The organism is Bradyrhizobium barranii subsp. barranii (genome assembly GCF_017565645.3).
Lineage (GTDB): Bacteria > Pseudomonadota > Alphaproteobacteria > Rhizobiales > Xanthobacteraceae > Bradyrhizobium > Bradyrhizobium barranii.
Genome location: NZ_CP086136.1, coordinates 58270 through 72649, shown reverse-complemented (window position 1 = coordinate 72649; position 14380 = coordinate 58270). Strand labels below are relative to the sequence as shown.

Annotated in this window: 12 protein-coding genes; 1 reads left to right on the top strand and 11 read right to left on the bottom strand. The window is 64.5% G+C overall.

Going from position 1 to position 14380, the window contains the following annotated elements; translation table 11 throughout:
- Positions 1–62: 62 nt before the first annotated feature.
- The 8 genes from pnp to rimP all read right to left on the bottom strand — a co-directional run bounded on the left by pnp (position 63) and on the right by rimP (position 10400).
- The gene (pnp, locus tag J4G43_RS00300) at positions 63–2219 is read right to left on the bottom strand and encodes a polyribonucleotide nucleotidyltransferase (protein ID WP_208083725.1); all 2157 of its coding nucleotides are present in this window, start codon (positions 2217–2219) and stop codon (positions 63–65) included.
- Positions 2220–2594: 375 nt separating this feature from the next.
- Positions 2595–2864: a 30S ribosomal protein S15 gene (rpsO, locus tag J4G43_RS00295; protein WP_008131787.1), complete on the bottom strand. Its 270-nt coding sequence runs from the start codon at positions 2862–2864 to the stop codon at positions 2595–2597.
- Between the two features lie 2 nt (positions 2865–2866).
- Positions 2867–3985, bottom strand: coding sequence for a tRNA pseudouridine(55) synthase TruB (gene truB, locus J4G43_RS00290; RefSeq protein WP_208083724.1), 1119 nt, complete (start codon positions 3983–3985; stop codon positions 2867–2869).
- Positions 3982–4413, bottom strand: a complete 432-nt coding sequence (gene rbfA, locus J4G43_RS00285) for a 30S ribosome-binding factor RbfA (RefSeq protein WP_028150575.1) — start codon at positions 4411–4413, stop codon at positions 3982–3984. The genes truB and rbfA overlap by 4 nt, the downstream gene beginning before the upstream one ends.
- Before the next feature lie 127 nt (positions 4414–4540).
- Positions 4541–7249, bottom strand: coding sequence for a translation initiation factor IF-2 (gene infB, locus J4G43_RS00280; RefSeq protein ID WP_208083723.1), 2709 nt, complete (start codon positions 7247–7249; stop codon positions 4541–4543).
- A 72-nt stretch (positions 7250–7321) separates the two neighbouring features.
- A complete protein-coding gene (locus J4G43_RS00275) occupies positions 7322–8005 on the bottom strand; it encodes an RNA-binding protein (protein ID WP_063980138.1) in 684 nt (227 codons plus the stop codon).
- 23 nt (positions 8006–8028) lie between these two features.
- Positions 8029–9639, bottom strand: coding sequence for a transcription termination factor NusA (nusA, locus tag J4G43_RS00270; RefSeq protein ID WP_071908929.1), 1611 nt, complete (start codon positions 9637–9639; stop codon positions 8029–8031).
- Between the two features lie 2 nt (positions 9640–9641).
- Complete coding sequence (gene rimP / locus J4G43_RS00265) at positions 9642–10400, bottom strand: ribosome maturation factor RimP (protein WP_166064175.1); 759 nt, start codon at positions 10398–10400, stop codon at positions 9642–9644.
- A gap of 382 nt (positions 10401–10782) precedes the next feature.
- Between rimP and J4G43_RS00260 the strand changes: the two genes are divergently transcribed.
- Positions 10783–11865, top strand: a complete 1083-nt coding sequence (locus tag J4G43_RS00260) for a DUF2336 domain-containing protein (protein WP_208083722.1) — start codon at positions 10783–10785, stop codon at positions 11863–11865.
- On the opposite strand, the gene J4G43_RS00255 is transcribed toward J4G43_RS00260, so the two are convergent.
- From J4G43_RS00255 to J4G43_RS00245, 3 genes are all read right to left on the bottom strand, one after another.
- Entirely contained in the window at positions 11862–12572 is a 711-nt protein-coding gene (locus J4G43_RS00255) for a tRNA (guanine(46)-N(7))-methyltransferase TrmB (RefSeq protein WP_208083721.1), read from the bottom strand. The genes J4G43_RS00260 and J4G43_RS00255 overlap by 4 nt on opposite strands.
- Positions 12569–13726, bottom strand: a complete 1158-nt coding sequence (locus J4G43_RS00250) for a M20 family metallopeptidase (protein WP_135214073.1) — start codon at positions 13724–13726, stop codon at positions 12569–12571. Before J4G43_RS00250 ends, J4G43_RS00255 begins: the two co-directional genes overlap by 4 nt.
- Positions 13727–13812: 86 nt before the next feature.
- On the bottom strand, positions 13813–14226 hold the full coding sequence (locus J4G43_RS00245; protein ID WP_008131807.1) for a helix-turn-helix domain-containing protein: 414 nt from the start codon (positions 14224–14226) through the stop codon (positions 13813–13815).
- Positions 14227–14380: the final 154 nt, after the last annotated feature.

Genomic DNA, 14380 nt, shown 5'->3' with positions numbered 1-14380 from the left:
CAAGCGACAAACAAAAAGGGCGGCCGAGAGGCCGCCCTTCGTGTTTCTGATATGCGGAGCGATTACTCGCCGGCTGCTTCGCGCGGGGCCTTCTCGCCGTCGCCGCCCTTGCCCTCGAGGTCTTCGCCGGTGGTCTGGTCGACCACCTTCATCGACAGCCGGGTCTTGCCGCGGTCGTCGAAGCCGAGCAGCTTGACCTTGACCTTGTCGCCTTCCTTGACGACGTCGGAGGTCTTCTGCACGCGCGCGGAAGCGAGCTGGCTGATGTGGACGAGACCGTCCTTGGAGCCGAAGAAGTTCACGAAGGCGCCGAACTCCATCACCTTGACGACGGTGCCGTCATAGATCTGGCCGACTTCCGGATCGGACGCGATCGACTTGATCCACTTGATCGCGGCCTTCATCGCCTCGCCGTCGCTGGAAGCGACCTTCACGGTGCCGTCGTCCTCGATGTTGACCTTGGCGCCGGTCTTCTCGACGATCTCGCGGATCACCTTGCCGCCGGTGCCGATCACTTCGCGGATCTTGTCGGTGGCGATCTTGAAGGTCTCGATGCGCGGCGCGTATTCGCCGAGCTCGGCGCGGGCGTTGGTGAGCGCCTTGGCCATCTCGCCGAGGATGTGGATGCGACCATCCTTGGCCTGACCGAGTGCGACCTTCATGATCTCTTCGGTGATGCCCTCGATCTTGATGTCCATCTGGAGCGAGGTGATGCCCGCTTCCGTACCGGCCACCTTGAAGTCCATGTCGCCGAGATGATCCTCGTCACCGAGGATGTCCGAGAGAACCGCGAAGCGCTTGTCTTCGAGGATCAGGCCCATCGCGATACCCGCGGTCGGCCGCTTCAACGGCACGCCGGCATCCATCAGCGCGAGCGAAGCGCCGCAGACCGAAGCCATCGAGGACGAACCGTTCGACTCGGTGATCTCCGACACCACGCGCGTGGTGTAGGGGAACTCGTGATGCGGCGGCAGCACCGGGTGGATCGCGCGCCAGGCCAGCTTGCCGTGGCCGATCTCGCGGCGCTTGGTGCCGCCGAGGCGACCGGTCTCACCGACCGAGTAGGGAGGGAAGTTGTAGTGCAGCAGGAACGTCTCTTTGTACGTTCCGGACAGCGCGTCGATATACTGCTCGTCCTCGCCGGTGCCGAGCGTGGTCACGACCAGCGCCTGGGTCTCACCGCGGGTGAACAGCGCCGAGCCGTGGGCGCGGGGCAGCACGCCGACTTCGGCGATGATGTTGCGCACGGTCTTGCTATCGCGGCCGTCGATGCGCTTGCCGGTGTCGAGGATGTTCCAGCGAACGATCTTCGCTTCCAGCTCCTTGAACACGCCGCCGATGCGCAGCTTGTCGTATTTCGGCTCCTGCCCTTCGGGGAAGTAGTGAGCGATCACCTTTTCCTTGACCTTGCCGACCGCGGCGTAGCGATCCTGCTTGACCGGAATGGCGTAGGCGGCGCGCAGCTCCTGCTCGACGAGGCCGAGCATTTCCTTCTCGAGCGCCGAGTTGTCGATCACCGTGACTTCGCGCGGCTCCTTGGCGGCCTTCTCGGCGAGCTCGATGATGGCGTTGATCACCGGCTGGAAATGGCGGTGACCGAACATCACCGCGCCGAGCATGATGTCCTCGTTGAGCTCCTTGGCTTCCGATTCCACCATCAGCACGGCGTCGGCCGTGCCGGCGACCACGAGGTCGAGCTGGGTGTCGACCATCTCGTCGAGCGTCGGGTTGAGAATGAACTCGTCGTTGGCGAAGCCGACGCGCGCTGCGCCGATCGGGCCCTTGAAGGGCGCGCCGGACAGGGTCAGCGCGGCCGATGAGGCCACCAGCGCCACAATATCGGGATCGTTCTCCATGTCGTGCGACAGCACGGTGACGATCACCTGGGTCTCGTTGCGCCAGCCGTCGACGAACAGCGGACGGATCGGACGGTCGATCAGGCGGGAGACCAGCGTCTCCTTCTCGGTCGGACGACCCTCGCGCTTGAAATAGCCGCCGGGAATGCGGCCGGCTGCGTAGGTCTTCTCCTGGTAGTCGACCGTCAGCGGCAGGAAGTCGACGCCTTCGCGCGGCGCCTTCGCCGCGACGACGGTGGCGAGCACCACGGTCTCGCCATAGGTGGCGACGACGGCGCCGTCGGCCTGACGCGCGATCTTGCCGGTTTCAAGCTTGAGAGGGCGTCCACCCCAGTCGATCTCGACTGAATGCTTATTGAACATAGATGTCTTCTTTCATGGGTTCTCGAAAGAAGGACGGCCCGAAAAACAAAAACCATGCGCAAGATTGCGGGACGTTGATCGAAGCGGGCGATCAGCGTCCTGCGATCCTGCCATGGTTTTCGGATTTCGGATGGCGTCCATCCTTTCGGGTCATACGGGCGCCTTGCCCGTTGTGCCCAGCCGCCGGATTGCTGCTGGACTGTCAGTCGGCACGAACGCGAACACCGGATTGCGGTCCTCGCCCATCGTGCCCGGGTGCTAGCCGTCAACGGCTCGCACCCGACGCGCACGCAGCCTCGATCAAAAACCTTTAAACAAACGCTTTCGTTCGAAACCGCGCACGAAAACGCGCGCCAGTGGCGCGCGCAGGAACACTTAACGACGAATGTTGTGCTTCTCGAGCAGCGCCTTGTAACGCGCCTCGTCCCTCTTCTTGAGGTAGTCGAGCAGCGAGCGGCGGGTCGAAACCAGCTTCAAGAGGCCGCGACGCGAATGGTTGTCCTTCACGTGGGTCTTGAAATGGTTGGTGAGGTTGTTGATGCGTTCCGACAGGATCGCGACCTGAACCTCCGGCGAGCCGGTGTCGCCGGCCTTGTTGGCATTCGTCTTGATGACTTCCGCTTTGCGTTCTGCGGCAATCGACATCGTCAGTTTCTCTCGTTGCGACCGGTGCTGGCAGTCAGACCGGTCAGGTTGAACACACGCTTGGGGATGATTTCGCCGTTGCCGACTTCAGCAAGCGCCAATAGACGGCCTGCCACCGTGACATAGACTGTGCCGCTACTAGTGGGCGCATCCCGTCCGCGCAATAAAACGGCCTGACCCCGATGGAGCCTTGCCGCATCAGCCCGAGTGACGGCCAGTGCCGGGATGTCGTCCAGCGCGGTCTCAACGGGCATAAGCGCGTCGGCGAGGCTGCCCTCGCCGGACGCGGCTCTATCGCATAAAGCCTCCAACTGATCCAGCGGAATCATGTCGTTCTCGTCAAATGGGCCGACCAGGGTCCGCCGCAGCGCGCAGATATGGCCGTAAGTGCCGAGAATCCGGCCCATATCGCGGGCCAGCGCCCGGACATAGGTGCCCTTGCCGCACTCCGCCTCGAACACCGTCCGGTCGTTATCCGGTTGATCCACAAGGGTTAAATGATGAATTTCGACCGGACGGGGGGCCAGTTCCACGACCTCGCCGTCGCGGGCCAGGTCATAGGCGCGCTGGCCCTGGACCTTGATCGCGGAATAGCGCGGCGGGATCTGCTCGATCACCCCGGTGAAGCGGGGCAGCAGGGCTAGGATGGCCTCCCGGGTCGGGCGCTGGTCGGAGGTCGCGGTGACCCGGCCCTCGATATCATCGGTGTCGCGCTCCTCGCCCCAGCACACGGTGAACTGGTAGCGCTTGCGGCCGTCCATCACGAAGGGAACCGTCTTGGTGGCCTCGCCGAGCGCGATCGGCAGGCCGCCGGAGGCGAGCGGGTCGAGCGTGCCGGCGTGTCCCGCGCGCTTGGCGTTGAACAGGCGCTTGAGCACGGCGACGGCTTGCGTCGAGGTCATGCCGATCGGCTTGTCGAGCACGACCCAGCCATGGACGTCGCGGCGGTCGCGGCGCGGCTGGTTGCCCTTCTGCTTGTTGGCGCGGGGATCGTTGTTGACGCGGCGCGGCTCCTGATGCGGCTGGGAATCGCCGCCGAGATCCGCAAAATTATTTTTCTGCACGTCGCGCTGATCGGTCTCTTCGCCGCCGATCGTGCCGTGAGCCGGGTCCATCGTCATCGCTCTTCTTCCCGATCCGAATCCGGATCCTGTTCCAGGTCCTTCTGCACCGCAGGTGTTCGCAAAAGCTTCTCGATCCGTTCCGCTTCGTCGAATCGTTCGTCGACGCGGAAACGAAGGTCAGGTGCAAATTTCAGGTTAACGCGCCGCGCGACTTCGCCGCGCAGGAATTTCTTGTTGCGCTCGAGCGCAGCGATGATGACCTCGGTGTCGCGGCCACCGAGCGGCATCACGTAAACCGTCGCGAGCTTCAGGTCGGGCGACATCCGAACCTCCGGCACGGTGATGATGTGACCTTCGAGGTCCGCATCATGCACATTGCCTTGCGCCAGAATCTCGGCCATCGCGTGGCGAACCTGCTCGCCGACACGCAACTGGCGTTGCGAGCCGCCCGGCGCGGAACTTTTCTTCTGATGGTGGCGGGGCATGGTTGAAAATCACCTCGTCGTGCCCGCGTTTGGGACACGAGCATTGTCATTTGTCCTGTTGAAACGAATGCGGCGCGGATGGCCGGAATAGCTCAAAAAGATCCGGGCGCTTCGGTAAGATTTGGACTTACAGGGAGCGCTGGATCGTCTCCACGCGATAACACTCGATCACGTCACCGGCACGCATGTCGTGGTAGTTCTCGAAGGCCATGCCGCATTCCTGACCGGACTGCACTTCCTTCACTTCGTCCTTGAAGCGCTTCAGCGTCGACAGCTTGCCTTCGTGCACGACGACGTTGTCGCGGATCAGGCGCACATTGGCGCCGCGTTCCACGGTGCCGTCGGTGACGCGGCAGCCGGCGACCTTGCCGACCTTGGAGATGTTGAAGATCTCCAGGATCGCGGCATTGCCCAGCATGGTTTCGCGCAAGGTCGGCGCGAGCAGGCCGCTCATCGCCTTCTTCACGTCGTCCACGAGGTCGTAGATGATGTTGTAGTAGCGGATCTCGATGCCGTTGCGCTTGGCGGCCGCAGCCGCCTCCTTGTTGGCACGAACCGAGAAGCCGATGATCGCGGCGTTGAAGCCTTCCGCGAGCGTCACGTCCGATTCCGAGATGCCGCCGACGCCGGCATGCAGGATGCGGGCTGCGACTTCGTCGGTGCCGAGCTTCTCCAGCGAGCCGAGGATCGCTTCCAGCGAGCCCTGCACGTCGGCCTTGATGATCAGCGGGAATTCCTTGCGGCCCGCCGTCTTCAATTGCGACATCATCTGCTCGAGCGAGCCGCGCATGCCGGAGATCGAGGCAGCCGCGTTCTCGCGCTTCTGGTGCGCGCGATAGCTGGTGACCTGGCGGGCGCGGGCTTCGTTCTCGACCACCGCGAGACGATCGCCGGCCTCCGGCGGACCGTTGAAGCCGAGCACCTCGACCGGAACCGAAGGACCGGCCTCATGCACCGTCTCGCCCTGATCCGAGATCAGCGCGCGGACGCGGCCCATCTCGGCGCCGGCGACAATGATGTCACCGACACGAAGCGTGCCGCGCTGGACCAGCACGGTCGCGACCGGGCCACGGCCGCGATCGAGCTTGGCTTCGATCACGGTGCCTTCGGCCGGACGCTCCGAATTGGTCTTCAAGTCGAGGATGTCGGCCTGGAGCGCGATCATCTCGAGCAGCTTGTCGAGATTGGTCTTGTTCTTGGCTGACACTTCGACGTCGACGACTTCGCCGCCGAAGGATTCGACCTGCACCTCGTGCTGGAGCAGCTCGGTGCGCACGCGCTCGGGCTTCGCATCGGGCTTGTCGATCTTGTTGATGGCAACGATGATCGGCACCCGCGCCGCCTTGGCGTGGTTGATGGCTTCGATCGTCTGCGGCATGACGCCGTCATCGGCAGCAACCACCAGCACGACGATGTCGGTCACCTTGGCGCCGCGGGCGCGCATCGCGGTGAACGCGGCGTGGCCGGGCGTGTCGATGAAGGTGATCTTCTTGCCGCTTTCGGGCGACAGCACCTGATAGGCGCCGATATGCTGGGTGATGCCGCCGGCTTCGCCGGAGACGACGTTGGCATGGCGGAGCGCGTCGAGCAGCGAGGTCTTGCCGTGGTCGACGTGACCCATCACGGTCACGACGGGCGACCGCGTCTCGGTGTCGGTGGAATCGTCGGTGGCGTCGAACAGGCCTTCTTCAACGTCGGACGCGGCAACGCGCTTGACGGTGTGACCAAGCTCTTCGGCGATCAGCTGCGCAGTGTCGGCGTCGATCACGTCGGTGATCTTGTGAATCGCGCCCTGCTTCATCAGCATGCGGATGATTTCCACCGCGCGCTCGGCCATGCGGTTGGCGAGCTCCTGGATGGTGATCGCTTCCGGAATGACCACCTCGCGGATGAGCTTTTCCTTCGGCTCGTTCGCGGCATGGCCCTTCAGGCGCTGAGTGCGGCGGCGGAACGAGGCGATCGAGCGCTCGCGCACGTCGTCGGCATTGAATGCGGTCACGACCGTCAGGCGACCGCGCTCCTTCTGCGGGCCGGGTTTGTGGGTGGGCTTGGGGGCTACCACGGGACGCGCGGCGCCGCCGGGACCGCGACGGATCTGGCGCGGACCATCGTCCTCGTCCGGTCCGGCTGCGACCGCGGGAGCGCGACCCAACGGGCCGCCTCCCGGCCTCGCGGTGGTCGTTCCAGGGCGCGCGGTGGTTGTTCCCGGGCGTGCCGTGGTCGTGGTGGTGCCGGGGCGTGCTGCGGGCGCGCCAGGACGTGGCGCGGGAGCGGCCGGGGCGGCAGTTGCAGGGCGCGCGGCTGACGCCGGCTGTTCGCCTTCGCCAAAACGCTTCTTGGCCTCGGTTTCGGCCTTGCGCTTGGCTTCCTCTTCGTGGCGGTGGCGCTCATCCTCGGCCTTGCGGCGGGCCTCGGCGGCTTCGCGCTCGACGCGTTCGGCGGCTTCGCGGACAGCGCGGCGCTGGGCTTCGTCTTCGGCCTGGCGGCGCTCTTCGACTTCGCGCACCTTGGCGTCGGCCAGCGCGCTGGCGCGGGCGGAACGTTCGTCCTCGGTCAGCGTGCGCAGCACCACGCCGGAGCCGGCGTTGCGGGGCGGAGCCGGGCGTGCCGGAACGGGAGCAGGCGCGGCCGGTGCCGGCTTTGCAACAACCGCGGGAGCTTGCGGTTCGGGGCTGCCGTCGACGCGGCGCTTGCCGCGCTTCTCGACCACGACCTGCTTGCTGCGGCCATGGCTGAAGCTCTGACGCACAGTGCCCGTTTCGACGCGCGGCTTGAGCGATAGCGTCTTGCTCGGAACGCTCAGCTTCTTGTCGTCAGGGGTCTTGGTATCAACCATTCAGCAGTCCTAATCCTGATCTTTGTTAACGTTGTGCGTTGCCGCACCGTCCTATCGGGTCGTCGTTGTCTCTCAGAAATCCTGGCCGGGCTTTTCGGCAGTCTTGTCATCGTCCGCCATCCGGTATCGGACCAGCATCTGGCTACGTGACAGGAATGACTTGCTCGCCGGGCCCGCGAGCAGGGCAGCATGTATCACATTTGACCGGGTAAGTGCCAAATCCAATTCTATCGATTTCAACGCAGTGACGACGGGAATCTGCGGCTTGGCGCCGCGATTCCCGTCATTTTGACGTGCCAGCATGTCCAATTTGCGGATTCCGTCCGCGGCCCCGTCGCTGGCATGGATCAGGACCTCGGCCGTGCCTTCCCGCAGGGCGCTTTCGACCTTGCCGAAGCCGGCCACAATCTGGCCCGCCTTGGCGGCAATCCCAAGGGCTTCCGTCACGCTCCGAACCAGGAGCGCCTCGATGTCGGCGGGAAGCGTCTGGGGAGTGCGCAGCTCGCGCTTGAAGGCTTTGCTAAATTGGTGACGCCGCACGGCTTCCGCAACCACCTCGCGCGAAGCGGTGACCCACATGCCGCGTCCGGGCAGCTTGCGCTTGAGATCGGGAACTATGTCGCCTTGCGGCGAAATGACGAAGCGGATCAGCTCGTCGATCGGCCGGACCTCGCGACTGACCGCGCACATCCGCATGGTCGCGGACCTTTCGGTCCGCGGTCCATGGTCGAGATCGTGGTCAGTATCTGCGAGCATCCGGGCGACATTCTCCTTCGTCCTTAAGCCGGCTGATCTTCGGCCGCCTCGGCCTCTTCGGCGGGCTTGGCGAGATCGGCTTCGGTGATCCAGCCGGCCTTGACGCGGGCCTGCATGATCATGGCTTCGGCATCGTCACGGGAGATCTCGATACCGTCGAGCGCACCCGGATATTTGGTCTGCTCGCCGCCTTCCTTGCGCTCGGTCCAGCCGACCAGATCGTCGGTGGCGCAGCCGGCGAGGTCCTCGACGGTCTTGATGTCGTTCTCGCCGAATTTCACCAGCATCTTGGAGGTGACGCCGGGCACGTCCTTGACGGCGTCCTCGACACCGAGCTCCTTGCGCTTGGCCTCGATCTCGGCCTCCTGCTGCTCGAGATATTCGCGGGCACGGTTCTGGAGCTCCTGCGCGGTCTCCTCGTCGAAGCCTTCGATGCCGGCGAGTTCCTTGAGGTCCACCATCGCGAGTTCCTCGACCGAGGTGAAGCCTTCGGACGCCAGCAATTGGCCGACGACCTCGTCGACATTGAGCGATTCCATGAAGACGCGGGTGGAGTTCTCGAAGTCGGCCTGGCGGCGCTCCGATTCCTCCTGCTCGGTCAGGATGTCAATGTCCCAGCCGGTGAGCTGCGAGGCCAGACGCACGTTCTGGCCGCGGCGGCCGATCGCCAGCGAGAGCTGGTTGTTGGTGTCGGGCACGACGACCTCGATGCGCTCGCGGTCTTCGTCGATGACGACCTTGGAGACTTCCGCCGGCGCCAGCGCGTTGACCACGAAGGTCGCGATGTCGGGCGACCACGGAATGATGTCGATCTTCTCGCCCTGCAGCTCGTTCACCACCGCCTGCACGCGCGAGCCGCGCATACCGACGCAGGCGCCGACCGGATCGACCGAGGAATCGCGGGAAATCACGCCGATTTTCGCGCGCGAGCCGGGATCGCGGGCCACCGCCTTGATCTCGACGATGCCGTCATAGATCTCAGGCACTTCCTGCGCGAACAGCTTCGCCATGAACTGCGGATGGGTGCGGGAGAGGAAGATCTGCGGGCCGCGGGTTTCGCGGCGGACGTCGAAGATGTAGGCGCGGACGCGGTCGCCGTTGCGGAACACTTCGCGCGGCAGCATCTCGTCGCGGCGGATGATGGCTTCACCGCGGCCGAGGTCGACGATCACGCTGCCATATTCGACGCGCTTGACGACGCCGTTGACGATGTCGCCGATGCGGTCCTTGAATTCCTGGTATTGCCGGTCGCGCTCGGCCTCGCGCACCTTCTGCACGATCACCTGCTTGGCCGATTGCGCGGCGATGCGGCCATATTCCAGCGGCGGCAGCGTATCGGCGATGGTGTCACCGACCTGGGCGCCGGGATTGGCGCGCTGCGCATCCACCAGCGAGATCTGGTTGGAATGATTTTCGACCTTCTCGACCACCAGCATGTGGCGCGACAGCCGCAGCTCGCCCTTCTTCGGGTCGATCTCGGCATGAACGTCAGTCTCGCTGCCGTAACGTGCCCGCGCCGCCTTGGCGATGGCGTCCTCCATCGCGGCGATGACGATGCCGCGGTCGATCGATTTCTCGCGCGCGACGGCATCGGCGATCTGGAGCAATTCAAGTCGATTGGCGCTGACTGCCATGGCTAGTCTCCTTCGTCAGGCTCGATCTCGCCCCGCCGCGCGCGTTCGGCGGCCAGGCGGTGCTTCTTCGTATTGGTCGGGGCCGGCTTCTTTTTTTGCGGCTTGGTGTTCTTGGTGATCTTCGCACTGATTTCCGCGTGCGGTGCAGCCGGCGGCTCGATGCCGAGATCGCGGCGCATCTGGCGCTCCTCGGCCTTGCCGCGGCGCATGGATTCCGCGATCAGCTCGTCGGTCAGCACCAAACGTGCCTCACCGATGTCTTCCATCGTCAGGAGAACGTCGGGATTATCGCTCGCCTTGGCGTCGTCGCGACGCAGGTGCACGCGGTCGCCTTCGACGGCACCAAGCATGCCACGGAACCGCTTCCGCCCCTCATGGGCGACCGCCATGTCGATCTTCACCAGATAGCCGGAATAGCGCTCGAAATCCGAGCGGCGCACCAGCGGACGGTCGATCCCCGGCGAGGAGATTTCCAGCCGATAAGCGCGGTCGATGGGGTCCGCGACGTCGAGCACGGGCGACAGCGCCCGCGAGATCGCTTCGCAATCCTCGAGCTGCATCGAGCCGTCCGGCCGCTCGGCCATGATCTGCACGGTGCAGCCGGCCTCGCCGGAGATGCGGATCCGCACCAGGCGGTAGCCCATGCCCTCGAGCACTGGACCTGCGACCGCAGACACACGAGCCGCCACGCCCGGCTCGACCACGAGCCTCGGCTCGGCCAGCAACTCGGCATCCGTGGAACCAGTGTTCGGTTCGGTCATATCAGGGGTCAAGGCGCTCGATGGTTAAGGCTTGGTTAAGGACTTGAACAGGTTAGGATCTGCAGAGCCTGTTTCGGAACTCTTTATCCCGGCAGCTCGCCGGGCCGCATATCTTCCACCAAGCCGCGTATGTAATAAAAAAGAGCGGGTCCTTTCGGGCCCACTCTCACTACGCGGATCGTATGAGAAGATGAATTGGCGCTGATATAGCCCTTTCCGTCCTCCCGGACAAGGCCCATCGCGGGAAAGACGAGGCTTTTTGCGCCCGGCCTGTGGCCCCCCGCGCAACGCTTCCTTCATCTAGCAGGCCTAAATTCCCTGATTGTGGGGCGGCTTGGACCAAGGGCGCACCCGCGGCGTGCCCTGTACGAGTTGCGTTTTCATGACCGCTGCCACGTCGCTCATTCCCGGACTGGACGAGATCGTCAAGCGCGGCGACCCCCGGCGTCGCGGTGAGATCGCGCGCGCCATCGCCCAATTGTTCTTCCAGGACGCCGAGAAGCTCCGTCCCGATCTCGTCGATCTCTTCGACAATCTGCTGATCGATCTCGTTCCGCATGCTGAGCTCGCCTCGCGCGTCGACCTCGCCGAGCGCTTCTCGCGCCTGAACAATGCGCCGCCGCATCTGGTGAGCCAGCTCGCGCGCGAAAACGAGATCATGGTGGCGGGTCCTGTGCTGCGCCGCTCGCCGGTGCTCGACGACGCCGCTCTCGTCGAGATCGCGCGGCTGAAGGGTCAGGGCCATCTGCTAGCGATGACCGAGCGCCCCGCACTGTCGGCCGCCATCACCGACGTGCTGGTCGAGCGCGGCGATCGCGACGTGGTGCGTCGCGCCGCGGGCAATGCCGGCGCGGAGTTCTCGCAAGGCAGCTATTCCGAGCTGATCAAGCGTGCGTCGCAGGACGGCGTGCTGACGCTCAAGATCGGCCAGCGCAACGATCTCTCGGGCGAGCACCTGAAACAGCTGCTCGACGGCACGCTCGACGTCATCCGCCGCCGCCTCTCGAGCGTGGTCAATCCCGTGCGCCAGGTCGAGATCAAGCGCGCCATGGCGGCGATCGAGGAGGCCGCGCTGCCGCGGGGGCCGCGCCGCGATTTCTCGGATGCACAGCGCACGGTGCTGACCTTGCATCGCGAGGGTCATCTCGGCGAGAGCGCGCTGCTCGGCTTCGCCAAGGCGCTCAAATACGAGGAATCGATCGCCTCGCTCGCGGCGATGTCCGGTGTCCGCCTCTCGATCCTCGATCGCCTGGTCGCGGGCGACCGCTACGATCCGATTCTCATTCTGGGGCGCGTGCTCAATCTCGGCTGGCCCACGGTGCGCGCGCTGATCCTGATGTGGTACGGCCCGCATCGCACGCCGGCCGATGCCGATCTCGAGCAGGCGCGCGTGAACTTCACGCGCCTGATGCCGTCGACGGCCGAACGCGTCGTGAAATTCTGGCGCAACCGCCAGACGATCTAGCGCCGCCTGAACCGCAGATATGTGGTCTTGCGCCCTTCGCGCGTGGCCTTCCGGCCGTAGCGCGTCATGGTGTAGCCGTCCCATGGCCGACGGAAATCGTCGGCGCATTCGGCGAGCCACTGAAAATCCGTCGACCGCGACAGATGCATCAGCGTCCACGCGCAGTAATCGTCGATATCGCAGACGAAACGGAATTCGCCACCCGCCTTCAGCACGCGTGCCATCGCGGCGATGGTGCGGTCCTGGACGAAGCGCCGCTTCCAGTGCCGCAGCTTCGGCCAGGGATCGGGATGGATCAGGTCGATCCGCGACAGCGATGCCTGCGGCAGCCAGGCCAGCAGCTCGGCGGCATCGCCTGCGAACAGACGGATGTTGCCGATGTTGGCGGCCTCGATCTGCGCGAGGATCTTTGCCATGCCGTTGACATAGGGCTCGCAGCCGATGAAGCCGGTCGTGGCGAAGTTCTGGGCCTCGGCCGCAAGATGCTCGCCGCCGCCGAATCCGATCTCAAGCCGCACATCGTCGGCCGCGGAATCGAAGATCTCATTGGCATTCGCCGGCTTCTCGCCCTCGATGTCGAGTGAAAGATGCGGCAGTAGATGATCGATCAGCTCGGCCTGGTGCTGCCTGAGCTTGTGGCCCTTGCGGCGCCCGAAGAAGGCGCGCTCGCTATCATCGCGATCGGGATCTGATTTTCGTTCGCTCATCGCAGCGTCTGGTACAGGCGATGGAGCAGCCGCGCGCGCGGTTCGAGCGACGAGAGGTAGATCTGCTCATAATGGGTGTGTGCGCCCTTGCCGTCGACGCCGAGTCCATCGAGCGTTGCGGTGTGGGCGGCGGTGAAATTGCCATCCGAGCCGCCGCCGGTGTGAGTGTCGATCAGCTCGAAGCCGATCTCGGTGGCAAGCGACTTCGCGTGTTCGTACAGCGAGGCGCCTGCATTGCTCTTCTCATAAGGTGGACGGTTGAGCCCGCCCGTGACCTTGACGGTGACGCCATCCGTCTTCGATGTCAGCCCGAGGATCTTGCCGACGAACTCTTCCGCGTCGGCAAAGCTCGGCACGCGCAGGTCGACTTCGGCAAAGGCCTCCTCCGGCGTGACGTTGGGGCGCGTGCCGCCGCGCGCCACGCCGACATTCACCGTAACGCCGCGTGCCAGATCATTCATCGCTTCCAGCGCCAGGATGACGTTGGCAAGCTCGCGGATCGCGCTGCGGCCATCCTGGGGCCTCGTGCCGGCATGTGCGGGCACACCCTTGATGAATACTTCGAATCGTCCGACGCCCTTGCGTCCGGTGACGATCTTGCCGCCGTCGCGCGCGGGCTCCGTCACAAGCACGTATTTGGCCTTGCGCCCTTCCGCCTCGATCAGCGCGCGCGAGGTCGGGCTGCCGATCTCCTCGTCGGAGGTGAACAAATGGGTGATGCCGAGCGGCGAGCGGTCGCCGGCGGCGCAGAGCGCGCGAAAGGCGTGATGGGCGATATAGGCGCCGCCCTTCATGTCGTAGATGCCGGGACCGAACGCGCTGTCGCCTTCGACCTTGAACGGCAGGCGCTCGATGAATCCCATCGGGTGAACGGTATCGAGGTGGCTCAGCACCAAAATGCCCGGCCGGTCCTGGCCCCAGGTCGAGCGTGCAGCGAGATGATCGCCGCAGCCATCGACGCCGGCGACGCGCTCGAGCGTAACCGGCAGATCGCGGTATTGCTCCGCGACCACGGAGATCAGCTTGTTGACCTGTTCAGGTGTGTCCGTCGGCGTCTCGATCTCCACCCAGCGACGGATGCCATCGAGAATAGTTTGTGAATCGAACCAATTGGACTTGGTCATGAACGCATCTGTGCCTTTGAACCGCATCATCGAAGAGGGCGCGCACCAAAAACGCGCCCGCAAATGACGACATAGGCCAGATTTGACGCAGTCTCAAATCGGATTGAGCCGTCGCGTCAGCGTTTGTCGGGACCTTCGCGGGCGGCGATCTGCTCGACAAGATCGACGATCGAGCGGCGCATCTTCGAATCAGTGATTCGGGTGAACGCCTTGGTCAGAGCGAGACCTTCGGAGGTCGCGAGGAAGTCCGAGACATAGGAAGGCGAGGCGCCTTCGGCGAAGCCGTCCGGGCCGGCCACGCCGCTCGGTCCGCCCTCGAACAGGAACGACACCGGCACCTGCAGAATCTCGGCGATCTGCTGGATGCGGCTCGCGCCGACGCGATTCGTGCCCTTCTCGTACTTCTGGATCTGCTGGAAAGTCAGGCCCAAAGCTTCACCGAGCTTTTCCTGGCTCATGCCCAACATGATGCGGCGCATACGCACGCGGCTGCCGACATATTTGTCAACAGGGTTGGGCGCTTTCGACATTTCCTCAGCCTCCAAGCATCACCTTCGGCGCAATCACAAGAATGCCTCCGGTGCCAGCAGCGTCAAAATCAAACCCTGTTATTGGGAAACATTGCGGAGAAATTTAGCAACGCCCACTGTCTTTTGCAGCCGGTGCAGAATGAGGAGGGCGCGT

Excerpts from the sequence above, each read along its gene's own strand:
- pnp (WP_208083725.1), bottom strand. The coding sequence starts at position 2,219 with ATGTTCAATAAGCATTCAGTCGAGATCGACTGGGGTGGACGCCCTCTC.
- rpsO (WP_008131787.1), bottom strand. The coding sequence starts at position 2,864 with ATGTCGATTGCCGCAGAACGCAAAGCGGAAGTCATCAAGACGAATGCC.
- truB (WP_208083724.1), bottom strand. The coding sequence starts at position 3,985 with ATGACGATGGACCCGGCTCACGGCACGATCGGCGGCGAAGAGACCGAT.
- rbfA (WP_028150575.1), bottom strand. The coding sequence starts at position 4,413 with ATGCCCCGCCACCATCAGAAGAAAAGTTCCGCGCCGGGCGGCTCGCAA.
- infB (WP_208083723.1), bottom strand. The coding sequence starts at position 7,249 with ATGGTTGATACCAAGACCCCTGACGACAAGAAGCTGAGCGTTCCGAGC.
- J4G43_RS00275 (WP_063980138.1), bottom strand. The coding sequence starts at position 8,005 with ATGCTCGCAGATACTGACCACGATCTCGACCATGGACCGCGGACCGAA.
- nusA (WP_071908929.1), bottom strand. The coding sequence starts at position 9,639 with ATGGCAGTCAGCGCCAATCGACTTGAATTGCTCCAGATCGCCGATGCC.
- rimP (WP_166064175.1), bottom strand. The coding sequence starts at position 10,400 with ATGACCGAACCGAACACTGGTTCCACGGATGCCGAGTTGCTGGCCGAG.
- J4G43_RS00260 (WP_208083722.1), top strand. The coding sequence starts at position 10,783 with ATGACCGCTGCCACGTCGCTCATTCCCGGACTGGACGAGATCGTCAAG.
- J4G43_RS00255 (WP_208083721.1), bottom strand. The coding sequence starts at position 12,572 with ATGAGCGAACGAAAATCAGATCCCGATCGCGATGATAGCGAGCGCGCC.
- J4G43_RS00250 (WP_135214073.1), bottom strand. The coding sequence starts at position 13,726 with ATGATGCGGTTCAAAGGCACAGATGCGTTCATGACCAAGTCCAATTGG.
- J4G43_RS00245 (WP_008131807.1), bottom strand. The coding sequence starts at position 14,226 with ATGTCGAAAGCGCCCAACCCTGTTGACAAATATGTCGGCAGCCGCGTG.